Consider the following 15,017-nt stretch of genomic DNA (forward strand, 5'->3'; position numbering starts at 1 on the left):
CCCGCCGACAGGGCGCCAACGACCAGGGCCGCAAGCCCTGTTCGCCATCTGGAATGCGGACGACAAGGCATGCGTCTTCCTCTTCATTCAATCCTCGGAAATCCGGGCAAGTAAAGCACGCGTCAAGAGGAGCTGTGTGTCCGGGTCGATTTCGGTGATTCTCGTGATCGGCTACTTCATGAGATCCGGCCAGGTCAAGGGCCTTCTGTCGGTAACCGACCCCGTCAAAGGTCATGGCAATTGCTTTCATCGATGTCCATGTCATGAATGAGTAAAGGCCGTGCTAGGTTCTCCGGCGTCCATCAGCCCTTGATGCGGGAGCTCTTGAAGAATGCGTGCGTCTTCCCTCATAAACTCCGGGTCCAGGCCCGCGCGTTCGGACCGGAGAAGGCGCCGCACCCGGCGCGTGGTCACCACGTTGACGGCGACGGCGTTGCTGAGCGGACTGCTCACCGCCGAGACGCTGGCGATGACGAGGCTGTCCCTGCGCGAGTTGCAGAGCACGAAGCCCGTGCCCGTCACGCCGGTCGAGGGCGGCAAGGCCACCTCGGGGGACGAGGCGGGCAAGAAGGCGTGGCGGAGCGTTCCCGACGCCGCCTGGCCCGAGCCGGGATCGGGCTCGGTCGAGCTCTCGGCCCCGGGGGAGAAGCCGGGGAAGAAGAAGGAATTGACGGCCGGTTCGCTGCCGGTCGACATCGCTTCGGTCAAGAATTCCGTCTCCGGTGAGGTCACCGTCGAGGTGCTCGACCGCAAGAGCACCGAAAAGGCGGGCGTCTCCGGGGTGCTGCTGTCCGTGGAATCCGGCGGCGGTGACGCGGAACTCGGCGTCGACTACTCGTCGTTCCGCAACGCCCTGGGAGCCGACTGGGGCTCGCGGCTGACGCTGGCGCGGGTTCCCGAGTGCGCGCTGACCGGTTCCGGAAAGGGCGACTGCGCGGCCGTTCCTGTCGAGTCGGTCCGTAATGACGCGGACCAGCGGATGGTCAGCGCGCGGGTGGACTTGGGGGAGAGCGAGTCCCCCAAGAAGGACTCGCCCAAGGCGCCCGCCCGCAAGGCGCGTTCGCTGTTCGCCGTGCAAGCCGCCCCGTCCGGCGCGAGCGGCGGTGGCGGTGACTTCCGGGCCACGCCCCTGTCGCCGTCCGGTTCGTGGGAGGCGGGCGACTCCTCCGGCGGGTTCTCCTGGTCGTACGACCTGCAGACCCCGGACGTGCCGGGGGACATGGGCCCCGAGCTCTCCCTCGGCTACTCGTCCTCCTCGGTCGACGGGCGCACGGCGGCGACCAACAACCAGGCGAACAACGTCGGTGACGGCTGGAGCCTGGAGCCCGGCTTCGTCGAGCGCCGCTACACGTCCTGCAACGCGGACATGAAGGGCGGCAACAACAAGGCCAAGAACGGCGACCTGTGCTGGGGCGGCGACAACGCCGTGCTTTCGCTGGGCGGTTCCACCACCGAGCTCGTACGCGACGACACCACGGGCGCCTGGAAGCCGCAGCACGACGACGGCAGCAAGGTCGAACTCGTCAAGGACGCGGCCCGGGGGAACGGCGACAACGACGGCGAGTACTGGAAGGTCACCGACACCGCGGGCGTCCAGTACTTCTTCGGCTACCACAAGCTGCCCGGCTGGAGCACGGGCAAGGCCACAACCGACTCCACCTGGACCGTGCCCGTGTACGGCAACCACGCGGGCGAACCCTGCCGCAAGGACGCCTTCGCCGATTCCTGGTGCCAGCAGGGCTGGCGCTGGAACCTCGACTACGTCGTCACCCCGCACGGCGACGCGATGGCCTACTACTGGGGCAAGGAGCAGAACCGCTACGGCCGCGACGTCAGCCTGAGCACCGGCAAGTCGACGGCCACGCCCTACACGCGCGGCGGCTACCTGAAGAAGATCGAGTACGGGCTGCGCAGCACCGACCTGTACACCGGCACTCCCGCGGCAAAGGTCACCCTCACCACCGCCGAACGCTGCCTGGCCACCTCCTCCTTCGACTGCGCGGCCACCAAGTTCACCGCCGCCAACGCCAAGCACTGGCCCGACGTCCCCTTCGACCAGCACTGCAAGTCCGGCGACGAGTGCAAGAACCGCTACAGTCCGTCCTTCTGGTCCCGCAAGCGCGTCACCGGCATCACCACCGAGGTGCGGGCCGGATCCGGCTACCAGAAGGTCGACTCCTGGAAGCTGACCCACTCCTTCCCCTCCACGGGTGACGGCTCGTCACCCGCCCTGTGGCTCAAGAGCGTTCAGCGCACCGGGCACACCGGCGGCACCGCCGAGACGATGCCCGCCGTCACCTTCCGCGGCACCCAGCTGGCCAACCGCGTCGACAAGACCGGCGACGGCATCCCGCCGCTGATCCGCTACCGCGTCCACGCCGTCGACACCGAGTCCGGCGGCACCATCGGCGTCACCTACTCCGCGCCCGAGTGCTCGGCCAAGAGCCTGCCCGCCGAGGAGGGCAACACCAAGCGCTGCTACCCCGTCTACTGGACCTCGCCCGACTCGCCGGGAGCCGACTACAAGCCCACCAAGGACTGGTTCCACACCTATGTGGTCACCCAGGTCCGCGAGGAGGACAACGTCGGCGGCGCCCCCGCCAAGCAGACCGACTACACCTACCTCGGCGGCGCGGCCTGGGCGAAGACCGAGGACGAGTTCACCGAGGCCAAGTACCGCACCCACGCCGACTTCCGCGGCTACGGCCACGTGAGGACGGAGACGGGGACGGGCACGGACGGCGCGAAGCTGCGCACCGAGACCCGCTACTTCCGGGGGATCCCCGGCGCCAAGGTCAAGGACTCCGAGGGCGTGGAGGCCACCGACCACCCGGTGTTCGCGGGCATGACCCGCGACGAGGCCACCTACGAGGGCGGCAAGCTCATCGAGGCGTCCGCCTCCCTGCCCTGGAAGTCGGCGGCCACGGCGACCCGCAAGCGCGAGGGCCTGCCCGCGCTCCAGTCCTTCCTGGCCGACGACAACGGAACGGAGACGACCCGCACCGCGGTGGGCGACTCCTGGCGCCGCACCAAGGTCGAGCGGACTTACGACTCCTACGGCATGCTCGCCACCGAGTCCGACCACGGCGACACCGCCAAGGCCGGTGACGAGACCTGTTCCACCACGACGTACGCCCGCAACACCAAGGCCAACCTGGTGGAGCTCGCGGCCTCGGTGAAGACCGTCGCCACGGCGTGCGGCACCGCGCCGAACCTGCCGGGGGACCTGGTCTCCGAGAAGCGCACCTACTTCGACGACTCCACCACCCTCGGCGCCGCCCCCACCAAGGGCGACGTCACGCGCGCCGACGAGCAGAACGCGGCGGGCACCGGCTTCCTGACCGTCGAGCGGAACAAGACCGACCAGCACGGCCGCACCACGGAGTCCACGGACGCCACGGGAGCCAAGACCACCACCACGTTCACCCCGCTCACCGGGTACGCCCCGACCAAGACGGTCGTCACCAACGCCCTCGGCCACACCGAGACCACCGAGTCCGACCCCGGCCGCGGCCTGCCCACCGTGAAGGTGGACGCCAACGGCAAGCGCACCGACTCCACCTACGACGGCATGGGCCGGGTCACGCGGGCGTGGGAGCCGGGCTGGCCGAAGGCCGCCAACCCCGAGACCCCGAGCAAGCAGTTCGCCTATACGGTCGCGAAGACGAAGCCGACCGTCGTCACCACCAAGACGCTGCGGCACGGCGGCGCCTACCGGACCGAGTACGCCTTCTTCGACGGCCTGCTGCGCGAGCGCGAGACGCAGGCGCCCTCCGCCAACGGGGTCGGCAGGGTCATCGGCGAGAAGCGGTACGACTCGCGCGGCCTGGAGTGGAAGACGTACGACGCGTACTACGCCACCGGCGACGCCTCCGACCAGCTGGTGACCGGCGACGACACCAAGGCGCCGGACGCCACCCGCACCCTGTACGACGGCGTGGGGCGCCCGACCGCGCAGATCAGCGAGAAGTACGGGGACGAGGTCACCCGCACCACCACCTCGTACGGCGGCGACCGCACCACCGTCGTGCCGCCCAAGGGCGACACCGCGACCACCACGGTCACCGACGTCCAGGACCGCACCACCGAACTGATCCAGTACACCGACGCCGACCGCACCGCCACCCAGTCGACGAGGTACACCTACACGCCGTCCGGCAAGCAGCGGACGGTCACCGACCCGACCGGCGCGAAGTGGACGTACACCTACGACCACCGCGACCGCGTCACCAGGACCGACGACCCCGACAGGGGCGTCACCAGCGCGACCTACGACGACGCGGACCGCCCGCTCACCTCGACCGACGCCCGCGGCACCACGCTGTCCACCACCTATGACGTGCTCGGACGCAAGACCGCGATGAAGAAGGGCAAGACGGTGCTGTCCTCCTGGACGTGGGACACCGTCGCCAAGGGGCAGCTCGCCAAGTCCACCCGGATCGAGGGCGGTCAGGAGTACACGTCCGAGACCACCGCTCTCGACGACCGCTACCAGCCCACCGCCACCAAGGTGACCATCCCCGAGAGGGAGGGCGCCCTGGCGGGCAGCCACCAGTGGACCTACGGCTACAACGCCCGCACCGGCCTCCTGGACTGGACCCGTCAGCCCGCCCTGCCGGGCCAGGCGGCCGAACGCGTCACCAACCGCTACGGCAGCGGCCTCCCCTACGACCAGCTGGTCAAGACGGGGCCGACCGCGCCTCTCCTCGTCAACAACATCACCTACGACCCCTTCGGCCGTGCCCTGCGTACCGAGTACGGTTCCAAGGGACGCCACGTGTGGGACACCAAGGAGTACGACGAGCACACGGGCAACCTGATCCGCACCACCACCGACCGCGAGACCGGACCCGCCCGCATCGACGACGTCCGTTACGGCTTCGACGTGGCGGGCAACATCGACAAGCTCGTCACCGCGTCCGGCCAGGACGAGCAGCGCTCGGTGGACACCCAGTGCTTCACGACCGACGCGCTGCGCCGGATCACCAACGCCTGGACGGCCACGGACAGTTGCACGGCCAAGCCCGACGCAGACGGCGGCGAGGGCGGCAAGAAGCCGAAGGTCGGCGGGCCCGACGCGTACTGGCACTCCTTCACCTACGACGCCATCGGCAACCGCAGGACGGAGACCCAGCACAAGGTCGACGGCGACCCGCTGGCCACGCACGACCTCAAGCGCACCTACTCCTACGGTGAGAAGGGCGCGGGCAAGCGCCAGTTGACGTCCGTGAGCAATGAGACGGGCGGCGAGAAGCACCAGGACACCTACGGCTACGACAAGGCGGGCAACACCACGAGCCGTGCCGCGGGCGGTCGCGCGCAGGACCTGTCCTGGGACGCGGAGGGCCACCTGGCCAAGGTGGTCGAGGCGGGCAGGACCACGGAGTACGTCTACAGCGCGGACGGCAACCGCATCCTCTCCAAGACCGCCGACGCCATCACCCTCTCCCTGCCGGGCGGCAACGAGGTCACCCTCAACAAGGACGGCACCAAGTCCAGCGCCCGCTACTACACCGCGGGCGACGAGACGGTCGCGGTGAAGACCGGCGGCGAGGTCAGCGTCCTGCTCTCCGACCACCTGGGCACGGCCACCGTCGCGGTCGTCCTCGGCGCGGGCCAGGCCATCACCCGCCGCAAGAGCCACATCTTCGGCGGCCAACGCACCGCGCAATCCGTCAACTGGCCGGGCACCAGGGGCTTCGTCGGCGGCACCACGGACAACACGGGCCTCACCCACCTGGGCGCCCGCGAATACGACCCGTCCCTCGGCCGCTTCGTCTCCGTCGACCCGATCATGGACACGGCCGACCCGCAGCAGATGCACGGCTACACGTACGGGAACAACAACCCGGTCATCCACGCGGACCCCGACGGCAAGTTCTTCGCGAGCTTCGTCAAGCGGATCAAGAAGGCGATCAAGAAGATCGTCAAGACGGTGGTCAGGGCGGTCAAGCGCTACACACGGTGGTACGGCCGCCTCAAGCCCTACCAGAAGCAGCAGGTGCGCATCGCGAACGCGTCGCGCGGCATCAGCAACAAGTTCTACGACGGAATCGACAAGGCCAGAGCGAAGGCGAAGGCGGACGCGGCCGCACGAGAGGCGCAGAAGCGTCAGGACGCCGAACGGCGCCGCAAGGACAGCCTTTGGGGGAACATCAAGAAGGGGGAGTTCGGGGAGGCGTGGAACAAGAGCGGGGGCAAGGTGGTCAGCCATGTCGGCGATCATTGGCGGGGGTACGCCGAGGGTGCCGGATTCGTGGTGTGCGTGGTGGGCAGTATCGGAGCTTGTGCGGTGGCGGGAGGTGTCGTTGTCGCAGCTAAATTCGGTGCCGACTGGTACACGCACGACCGTGGCTATGCCTGGGAGCGGGGCAAGGGAAACACTCGCGGCTATCTGATTGGTCTGGGGCTTGGCGCTGCCGGGGGCAAGGCGCTGACGCACTTCGGTAAAATGAACGGCGTCGGCCGCTACCTTCCCGCTGGGCGGCACGCTGCCGGCATCCCACAACACGCTCTGCGTGTGGACCGCTTGTACCAGGGGGCCACATACGGTGTGAACACAGGCCTTGGACAGGCCGGATGCGGAACGACGATAAACGCACCGAGGTGGTGTTGACCATGTCCGCCGAAGCCGGGCCGCACAGGAAATGGCGCGTGGCCATGCCTATGAGGTTCATGGCCACCTGTGTTTCATTGGCTTTCCTGTTCTTCAGTGGAGGTGTCATATGGCCATGGTTGACAGGTGCCCCCGCAGCTGAATACATGCTCGCCTGCCCATTTTTCCTCGGTGGTGCGATCGTCGGCTTCTTGTATTCCTTCGCGACATCGCTCGCGATAACGGAAGACAGGCTGATCGTCCGCAATCTGGGCCTCCTCGACTGGATGCCGCTTCAGGAGATCAAGTCCGTCGAGGCCGGTTACGGCGGGCTGACGATCACGGCGCACGACGGGCGCGTGCTGCGTGCCCGTGCCGTGGAGAAGCCCAACTACGCGCAATGGCTGGGGCGGCGGACGCGTGCGGACCGGGTGGTGGAGGAGATTCGATTCGCGGCCGGTCTCACCACGGGCAGGCGTCTGCGTGGGCGCGCCGAGGGATGATCAGTACGTGGAAGGCGATTCCGCGGCGTCCGGGGAAGCCGGTGGTGGTCGCTCGGCGTAAGAGCGGCCCGATCGGGGGCATTGCCGTGATCCTGGCTGTTGGGGTGTTCGGTGCCTGGGGCGTGTCCGAAGGGTGGGACAAGAATGATCCCGGAGAGATGCCCTTCCTCGGGGCCTTCCTGCTCGCAGTCACGCGCTTCATGTGGCGCGCGGTGGTCAGGCCCAGGGTCGATGTGTACGTGGACGGGCTGTGGGTCGTCGGATTCTGGGGCCGTCACTGGATTCCTGGGGCCGCTATCCGGCGTATCGACAATGAGGACGGCATGGCGGTCACCACCGTGCACGGTGAGGACATCCCGGTGTTCGCGTTCTCGCGCTCTCTCCTCGATCGGGGTCAAGCCGCCGCCGGCGCCCAGCAGATGCGCCGCGCGAAACCGCCCCGGCCGGGCCGCCCGGGCGAGACGCCCGCCGTTCTCCGTGCCCCCGACTGGACCTGGGCCGACCTCCTCTTCGTCCCGATGCCCGTCCTCACGATCCTCGCCATGACCGGCGTCTACGGCACCTGGAGCTGACGCCCGGGCCGCCTCAGAAGTTCACCGTATGCGGCCTGCGCGGTCGCGGCACCGAGTGGCTCGGGCGGAGGGGGGCGGGGGAGGGCCACGGGGCGTCGGGGAGGGTGTGTTCGACGTATTCGCCGTTGGCTATCGGGATGTCCGCCAGGTACTCCGCGGGCAGGTCGAACGCCTCTACCAGGGTCGGCAGGTGGGGCGCGAGCGCGGCGGTCGTCTCGTCGATGGTCAGGGGGAGCGCGCGGACGTGGTGCGCGGTGATGTGGCCGTCGGCCAGCAGGTCGCCGGTGTGTTCGCCGAGGCGCTTGAGGAGGAACAGGCGGCACAAGTCCGTGAGGAGGGCGCGCGCCTCGGGGGACTCGGCGGTCGCGATCGCCGACAGGAACGCCTCCGCGGCCCGGAGCTCCGCGTGCACCGCGACCATCCGCAGGGCGGCGGAGGACGCGGCGTTCCAGCGGCCCACCGGGTCGCCCTTGGGGGCCCGGCGCAGCGCGGCGCGGGTCCGCTCCTGCCACAGCGCCTCGGTCCGCGCGAGCAGTCCGCGCAGGAAGGGCAGGCTCGTCAACTCCTGTTCCGGGAGGGGGGATTCAGGAGGAGCGATCGGCTCCGACTGGTGGTGGAAGACCATCTCCGCCGCCGCCTTCACCCAGATGACGAGGTTGTCGCCCTCGGCGGTGATCGCGCCCTCCAGGTTGAGCGGGAAGTCGGCGAGGCCGTTGACGGGGAAGAGGCCCTGGGCGCCGCACCGCTCCCGGCACTCCACCGTGATGTCCCGCGCCTGCCAGGTGATCCAGCCCTTGGCGACGGCCACCAGACGTTCCGCCGACGCCCGGTCCTCCTCGGCGTGCCCGGTCCACGCGGCGGTCACCTCCCGGTGCAGGAAGGTCATCGCGTACGACGTGGCGAGCGCCTCGGCCAGCCTGCCGTGATGGCTGCGGTGTGCGTTCAGGGGCACCCGCTCACCGGCCCTCGGGCCGCTGATGTGGCGCTGCTCGGCATACCGTACGGCGATGGCGAGCGCGGCGCGCGTGACGCCGACGGCGGCGCCGCTCATGCAGAGCTTGCCGACCGTGACGCGGCTGATGGAGTGCAGGAACCGCTTGCGGGGGTTGCCGAGTGCGCCGGTGACCGTGCCGTCGGCACCGAGCCTGCCGTGGGCCCCTTCGAGCAGTGCCTCGCGCGGCAGCCTGACCCGGTCGAAGGAGGTCAGGCAGTGGTCGACGGGGCTGCCCGTGCGCTCGGGCAGCCTGCGGACCCGGACCCCGGGCAGCGGTCCCGTCTCGTCGCTCAGTGGGACAAGGAAGAGGAAGACGCCATGGTCCTCGCCGCGCACCAGGAGCCGCGCCGCCACCACGGCGCTCTTGGGGCCGCCGGTGGCGCTGGTGTTGGGCATGAACTTCCGCGCCCCCGGGGTGGGGGTGTGCAGCAGGAAACCGCCGGTCGCGGGGTCGAGTTCGGCGGTGGTCCGCAGGGCGGCCACGTCGTTCCCGTGGGCCAGCTCGGTGCAGAGGAACGTTCCTGTGCGCCGCATCGACGTGAAGTCGGCGAGGTCGCGGTCCGCGCCGGGGTCGTGGTCGATGAGGCTGCCGAGGAAGAGGTTGTAGTGGATGCCCGCGAGGGTGCCGAGCCCGCCGTCCACGACACCGGTCCACTCGTGCATGGCGGCGAGGCGCCGGGGCTCGCGGGCCAGCTCCGCGGCGGAGTCGACCGCGTCGTCGAGCATCCGCAGCCTGGCGTACGACAGGGCGGTCCGCTCGGCGGGCGTGAGGTCGGGGCGGTGGCGGAACTCCTTTCTCGATATGAGACGTTGCCAGGGTTCATGGACGGTGGCCCGGTCGGCGCCCTCGAAGAGCAGGCGGGTCAGGTCGGCCGCGGCGGTGGCAGGGGCGGGAGCGGGGGCGGCGGATTCCTGAGGGCGCGTCAACAAGGTCACGGTTCTCTCCACATGGTGTCGAACGTGGTGGATGAAGAGGTGCTCTGTGCGGTGCCTGACTAAAGTTAAGGGACCAGCCGGTTTCTTTGTAAAGGCCCTTCGGCGGTCGCGGAGGTCACCCATCGCGTGACTGAAGTGGCCCGTGGTGACTGGCTGTTCCTGTGTCCTGTCGGTCCGCAGTGGTTCGCGGTCCGAAACGGCCGCGAGGCCCGCACGGTACCTCTCCGAGCATTGAGGAAACCAGGCAGTAGGTTTTATTCTCTCGGGGAGCCGCCAAGCGTCACCGGGGCACGGGGAAGGGCTCGGTGAGAGGTTCGCGGGCCGTCCGGCCCGCACGACGTGGCGCGGAGGTGCTCGATGGCACGGCAGGAACGGGCGATCAGGACGCGACAGGCGATCCTGGTCGCGGCGGCCCAGGTCTTCGACGAGGTGGGGTACGAGGCCGCGACCATCTCGCAGATCCTGCACAAGTCAGGAGTGACCAAGGGCGCCCTCTATTTCCACTTCGCGTCCAAGGAGGAGCTCGCCCAGGGCGTGCTCGCCCAGCAGGTCGACGCGCTGCCGGTCGCCCCGCCGCAGGAGCTGAAGCTCCAGGACGCCGTGGACCAGGCGCTGCTGCTCGCACACCTGCTCAAGAAGGACACCGGCGACCCGATCGTGCAGGGCAGCGTCCGGCTCACCGTGGAACAGGGCTCCGCGAAGGACGGCCTGGACCGGCGGGTGCCGATGAAGCAGTGGACCGAGCACACCCTGGAGATCTTCGAGCAGGCGAAGCAGGCGGGAGAGCTCCCGGACCACGTCGACGTGGTGCGCATCGCGGAGCTGTCCGTGGGCGCGTTCACCGGGGTGCAACTGCTCTCGAACATCATGAACGACCGCGAGGACCTGGTTGAAAGGGTCGCGGACCTCTACATGTACCTGCTGTCGGCCGTCGCGACCCCGGCGGTGCTCGCCAGGCTGGACTTCGCTCCGGCGCGCGGGGCGCGGGTGTACGAGGCCGCCATGGAACTCTCCCGCGCGCGGCGCGAGGAGGAGGACGAAGTCCCCGAGCCGGGCTGAGCCGTGAGCGATGGCCCCCTGCCCTTTCCGTGACGTGCCGACGGGCACCTCACGGCCAACTGATCGGAGTGCACGATGGTCGAGGCCGTATGCCCGTACGCGCTGGACGTCTCGGGGAGCGATCTCCCCGGTGAGGCCGCGCGGCTGCGGACGGCGGAACCGGCGGTCCGGGTGGAGCTGCCCGGCGGAGTGATCGCCTGGGCGGTCGTCCGCCACGAGTACGTCAGGCGGCTGCTCACGGACCCGCGGGTGTCCAAGGACGCCCGGCTGCACTGGCCCGCGTTCATCGACGGGCGGATCACCCAGGAGTGGCCGCTCTACCCGTGGGTGGCCAACGAGAACATGCTCTTCTCGTACGGTGAGGACCACGCGCGCCTGCGCAGGCTCGTCGCGGGGGCGTTCACCGCGCGGCGCGCCGAGGCACTCAGACCCCGCGTCGAGGAGATCGTCGCCGACCTCCTCGACGGCCTCGCGGCCCTGCCCCCGGGGCAGCCGGTCGACGTGCGCTCGACGTTCGCCAAGCAGGTGCCGATGCGGGTGATCTGCGAGCTGTTCGGAGTGCCTGAGGAGACCAAGGGGCCGCTGTGCACCCTGATGGACACGCTGTTCAGCACCTCGGTGCCGGCCGCGGAGATGCACACGGCGCAGCTCGCCATCCACGGTCTGCTCGCCGAGCTCGTGGCCGCCAAGCGGGCCGCGCCCGGCGACGATCTGACGTCCGCGCTGATATCGGCGCGCGACCACGGCGACGGGCTCACCGAGCAGGAGCTCCTCGGCTCCCTGAACCTCTTGATCGCGGCGGGCGTGGAGACGACGAACACCCTGATCACCAATGCCGTCGGCGCCCTGCTCACCGACCGCCGCCAACTCGCGCACGTGCGCGAGGGCCGCGCCGACTGGGGCGATGTGATCGCCGAGACCATGGGGACGCGCGGCCCCGGCGGCTACTCGCCGATGCGCTTCGCCGTCGAGGACATCGAGCTCGACGGCATCCTGATCGAGCGGGGGGACCCGATCATCGTCTCCTTCACGGGTGCCGTGCTCGACCCGGCGGAACACGGCGAGGACGCCGCCGTGTTCGACGTCCTGACGGCGGACCGCCGCGACAACATCGGCTTCGGGCACGGCGCGCACTTCTGCATGGGCGCCCCGCTGGCCCGCATCGAGGCGGCGGTCGCGCTCGCCGGGTTCTTCGCGCGCTTCCCGCACGTGGACCTCGCCGTGCCGGTCGCCGAACTCGCGCCCCTGCCGTCCTTCATCGTCAACGGCTACCGCGAGCTGCCCGTGCTGCTGCGGCCCGCCACGGACTGATGCTCATGAAGAAGATCCGCATAGGAATCCTCGGCTGCGCGGACATCGCGCGCCGCCGCATGCTGCCCGCGATGGCGGCGCAGGACGGGACGGTGGTCGCGGCGGTCGCCAGCCGCGACGCCGCGCGGGCGCGGGCGCTCGCGGGGGAGTACGACGCCCGGCCCGTGACCGGCTACGCGGAACTCCTGGAGCGGGACGACGTCGACGCGGTGTACGTCCCGCTGCCCGCGGCCCTGCACGCCCGGTGGACCGAGGCGGCGCTGCGCGCGGGCAAGCACGTGCTCGCCGAGAAGCCGCTCACCACGTCGTGGGAGGAGACCGGGCGGCTCATCGCGCTCGCCCGGGAGTCAGGGCTCGCCCTGATGGAGAACGTCATGTTCGTCCATCACTCCCAGCACGCCGCCGTGGCGAAGCTGGTCGCGGAAGGGGCCATCGGCGAACCGCACGCCTTCCACGCCGCGTTCGCCGTTCCCCGGCTGCCGCACGACGACATCCGCCACCGCCGCGACCTCGGCGGCGGCGCCCTGTGGGACGTCGGCGTCTATCCGGTGCGCGCGGCGCTGCACTTCCTCGGCGACGGCCTCGACGTACTCGGTGCCACGCTCACCGAAGGCAAGGGGCGGGCGGTCGACACCGCGGGCGCGGCCCTGCTGAGCACACCGGGCGGGGTGAGTGCCCAGCTCACCTTCGGACTTGAGCACGCCTACCGGTCCGCGTACGAGATCTGGGGCAGCCTCGGCCGCGTCGTCGTGGAGCGCGCCTTCACGCCGCCCGCCGACCACCCTCCGCGCGTCCGGATCGAGCGGCGCACCGGCAGCGAGGAGATCGTGCTGCCCGCGGACGACCAAGTGGCCGCCACGGTGCGGGCGTTCGCGGCCGCCGTCCGGTCGGGGGCCGCGCCGGACCCGGTCGTCGTCGAGCAGGCGCGGCTGCTGCGCGACCTGCGCGAGCGGGCGCGGGTGGTCCGCCGCTGACCGGGACGGTCCGGGCCTGCCGGTCAGTCGTGGGGGCGCAGTTCGGGCGGGAAACCGGTCCAGCGCAGCTCCGCGGGCAGGTGCCGCATGTCGTTCTGGAAGAGGAGCGCGGCGGGCTTGCCGGGGGTGTAACGGATCGCGGTCAGGGCCGTGTTGGCGTGGTTGAGGCCGAGCCAGCGCCAGGCCGGGGCGTCGAGCGCGGCCCTGACGAGCCAGGCGATCAGGAAGTTGTGGGTGACGACCAGTTCGTGGCGCGGCTCGGCGCCGGGCACGGGTCCGGTGAACAGGTCCACGGCCGCGCGGGCGAGCCCGGGCCCCTCATCGCGCTCGCGGGCGGGGAACCCGGCGAGCCGCTCCAGTGTCTCGTCGGCCGTCTCCGGCGGCAGTTCGTCGCGCGTCGGCAGATACGGCAGGTAGTCACCGGCCGGTTCGCCGCGGTGGAGGGGGACGTGGTCGAGCTGCTCGCCGATCAGGCGGGCGGTCTGCTCGGCGCGGGGGAGCGGGCCGTGGTGGATCGCGGTGAGGGGGACCTCGCGCAGCCGCTCGCCGAGCAGCACGGCCTGGCGCCGCCCGTTCGCGGTCAGGCCGCTCTCGTCCGGCGTGGCCTCGCCGTGCCGGACGAGGTAGAGGTGGCGGGTGGCGAAATCGGTCATGTCGGGGTGGCGCTCCCTCGGGTGATCTCCGTACGGTCCCGGGTGATCTTCGTGCGGTACGGGGAGGGACGTCCCGGGCCGCCCACCGGTTCCGCCGCGCGACCCGTACGTACAGTGGCGGAGCAGCACGAGCAGAGGAGCGCCACATGACCGCAGCCGACCCGACCTCCGCCGCCCTCGGCGGCCTCGACGCCGTCAAGGACGACCTCGCCGATTTCTACCGCGATCTGCACGCGCACCCCGAGCTGGCCTTCGAGGAGCACCGCACCGCCGCCGAGATCGCCCGCCGCGCGAAGTCGTACGGCTACGAGGTCACCCCCGGCGTCGGCCGCACCGGCGTGGTGGCCGTCCTGGACAACGGCGAGGGCCCCACCGTCCTGCTCAGGGCCGACTTCGACGCGCTCCCGGTGACCGAGCGCACCGGCCTGCCCTACGCCTCCCGCACCGAGGGCGTGATGCACGCCTGCGGCCACGACATGCACGTCACGTGCCTGCTCGGCGCGTTGCGGCTGCTCGCCGACGCGCGCGGCGACTGGTCGGGGCGGATCCTCGGCGTCTTCCAGCCCGCGGAGGAGGCCGCGGAGGGCGCGCGGGGGATGCTCGACGACGGTCTCTACGAGCGGTTCGGCACTCCCGACGTCGTCCTCGGCCAGCACGTCGCGCCGCTGCCCGCGGGGATGATCGGCGCGCACGCGGGCCCGGCGTTCGCGGCGACGGACGCGCTGCGCGTGCGCATGTTCGGCAAGGGCGGGCACGCCTCGCGCCCCGAGACGACGATCGACCCGGTGGTGATGGCCGCGTCGACCGTGCTGCGGCTCCAGACGATCGTGTCCCGGGAGATCGCGGGCGGCGAGACGGCCGTGGTGACCGTCGGTTCGATCCGGGCGGGCACGAAGGACAACATCATCCCGGACGAGGCCGAGCTGCAGATCAACATCCGCACCTATACGCCGGAGGTGCGCGCCAGGGTCGTCGCCGCCGTCGAGCGGATCGTCAAGGGCGAGGCGGCCACCGCGGGCGCGGAGCGCGAGCCCGAGATCACGGAGATCGACGCCTTCCCCGTCCTGAACAACGACGCCGACGCCGTCGAGCAGACCATGGCGGCGATCGGCGCCGTCATCGGTCCTGACCTGATCATGGACCCGGGCCCGGTCACCGGCAGCGAGGACGTCGGGTACTTCGCGACCGCCACGGACCCCGAAATCCCGCTCTGCTACTGGCTGTTCGGCGGCGCCGACCCCGCCGAGGTGATCGCCGCGCAGCGGGCGGGCACCTTCGAGAAGGACATCCCCTCCAACCACTCGCCCTTCTTCGCGCCGCTCGTCGAGCCGACCCTGACCACCGGGGTCACGGCCCTGACGGCGGCCGCCCTCGCCTGGCTCGGCGGCCGCCCGGCACGGTGAGGGGCGGCCGCCGACGG

Annotated in this window: 9 protein-coding genes; 7 read left to right on the top strand and 2 right to left on the bottom strand. The window is 70.5% G+C overall.

Features of this window, described 5'->3' with window-relative positions:
* Positions 1–406 precede the first annotated feature (406 nt).
* Genes KY5_RS30875 through KY5_RS30885 form a run of 3 tightly spaced genes read left to right on the top strand, consistent with a single transcriptional unit; the run spans position 407 to position 7,670 of the window.
* The gene (locus KY5_RS30875; RefSeq protein WP_234362931.1) at positions 407–6,616 is read left to right on the top strand and encodes an RHS repeat domain-containing protein; all 6,210 of its coding nucleotides are present in this window, start codon (positions 407–409) and stop codon (positions 6,614–6,616) included.
* Between the two features lie 2 nt (positions 6,617–6,618).
* On the top strand, positions 6,619–7,098 hold the full coding sequence (locus KY5_RS30880; RefSeq protein WP_159072621.1) for a hypothetical protein: 480 nt from the start codon (positions 6,619–6,621) through the stop codon (positions 7,096–7,098).
* Positions 7,095–7,670 carry a hypothetical protein gene (locus KY5_RS30885; protein WP_159072622.1) on the top strand — a complete coding sequence of 192 codons (576 nt, stop codon included), beginning with the start codon at positions 7,095–7,097 and terminating at the stop codon, positions 7,668–7,670. The genes KY5_RS30880 and KY5_RS30885 overlap by 4 nt, the downstream gene beginning before the upstream one ends.
* Positions 7,671–7,683: 13 nt before the next feature.
* Here the strand turns inward: KY5_RS30885 and KY5_RS30890 are convergent, their stop codons facing one another.
* On the bottom strand, positions 7,684–9,600 hold the full coding sequence (locus KY5_RS30890; RefSeq protein ID WP_234362932.1) for an acyl-CoA dehydrogenase: 1,917 nt from the start codon (positions 9,598–9,600) through the stop codon (positions 7,684–7,686).
* A gap of 357 nt (positions 9,601–9,957) precedes the next feature.
* On the opposite strand from KY5_RS30890, the gene KY5_RS30895 reads away from it, so the two are divergent.
* The 3 genes from KY5_RS30895 to KY5_RS30905 all read left to right on the top strand — a co-directional run bounded on the left by KY5_RS30895 (position 9,958) and on the right by KY5_RS30905 (position 12,944).
* Complete coding sequence (locus tag KY5_RS30895; RefSeq protein WP_098245286.1) at positions 9,958–10,659, top strand: ScbR family autoregulator-binding transcription factor; 702 nt, start codon at positions 9,958–9,960, stop codon at positions 10,657–10,659.
* Positions 10,660–10,734: 75 nt separating this feature from the next.
* On the top strand, positions 10,735–11,970 hold the full coding sequence (locus KY5_RS30900) for a cytochrome P450 family protein (protein WP_098245287.1): 1,236 nt from the start codon (positions 10,735–10,737) through the stop codon (positions 11,968–11,970).
* Complete coding sequence (locus KY5_RS30905; protein WP_199843315.1) at positions 11,970–12,944, top strand: Gfo/Idh/MocA family protein; 975 nt, start codon at positions 11,970–11,972, stop codon at positions 12,942–12,944. The genes KY5_RS30900 and KY5_RS30905 overlap by 1 nt, the downstream gene beginning before the upstream one ends.
* A gap of 23 nt (positions 12,945–12,967) precedes the next feature.
* Here the strand turns inward: KY5_RS30905 and KY5_RS30910 are convergent, their stop codons facing one another.
* A complete protein-coding gene (locus KY5_RS30910) occupies positions 12,968–13,597 on the bottom strand; it encodes a histidine phosphatase family protein (RefSeq protein ID WP_098245288.1) in 630 nt (209 codons plus the stop codon).
* Positions 13,598–13,743: 146 nt separating this feature from the next.
* Here KY5_RS30910 and KY5_RS30915 point away from each other — a divergent pair, with 146 nt between their 5' ends.
* Positions 13,744–15,000: an amidohydrolase gene (locus KY5_RS30915; protein WP_098245289.1), complete on the top strand. Its 1,257-nt coding sequence runs from the start codon at positions 13,744–13,746 to the stop codon at positions 14,998–15,000.
* Positions 15,001–15,017 lie beyond the last annotated feature (17 nt).

This window comes from Streptomyces formicae, from assembly GCF_002556545.1.
GTDB lineage: Bacteria > Actinomycetota > Actinomycetes > Streptomycetales > Streptomycetaceae > Streptomyces > Streptomyces formicae_A.

What these genes read in the sequence shown, in the direction of transcription:
- KY5_RS30880 (WP_159072621.1), top strand. Translation starts at nt 6,619, where the DNA reads ATGTCCGCCGAAGCCGGGCCGCACAGGAAATGGCGCGTGGCCATGCCT.
- KY5_RS30885 (WP_159072622.1), top strand. Translation starts at nt 7,095, where the DNA reads ATGATCAGTACGTGGAAGGCGATTCCGCGGCGTCCGGGGAAGCCGGTG.
- KY5_RS30895 (WP_098245286.1), top strand. Translation starts at nt 9,958, where the DNA reads ATGGCACGGCAGGAACGGGCGATCAGGACGCGACAGGCGATCCTGGTC.
- KY5_RS30900 (WP_098245287.1), top strand. Translation starts at nt 10,735, where the DNA reads ATGGTCGAGGCCGTATGCCCGTACGCGCTGGACGTCTCGGGGAGCGAT.
- KY5_RS30905 (WP_199843315.1), top strand. Translation starts at nt 11,970, where the DNA reads ATGCTCATGAAGAAGATCCGCATAGGAATCCTCGGCTGCGCGGACATC.
- KY5_RS30910 (WP_098245288.1), bottom strand. Translation starts at nt 13,597, where the DNA reads ATGACCGATTTCGCCACCCGCCACCTCTACCTCGTCCGGCACGGCGAG.
- KY5_RS30915 (WP_098245289.1), top strand. Translation starts at nt 13,744, where the DNA reads ATGACCGCAGCCGACCCGACCTCCGCCGCCCTCGGCGGCCTCGACGCC.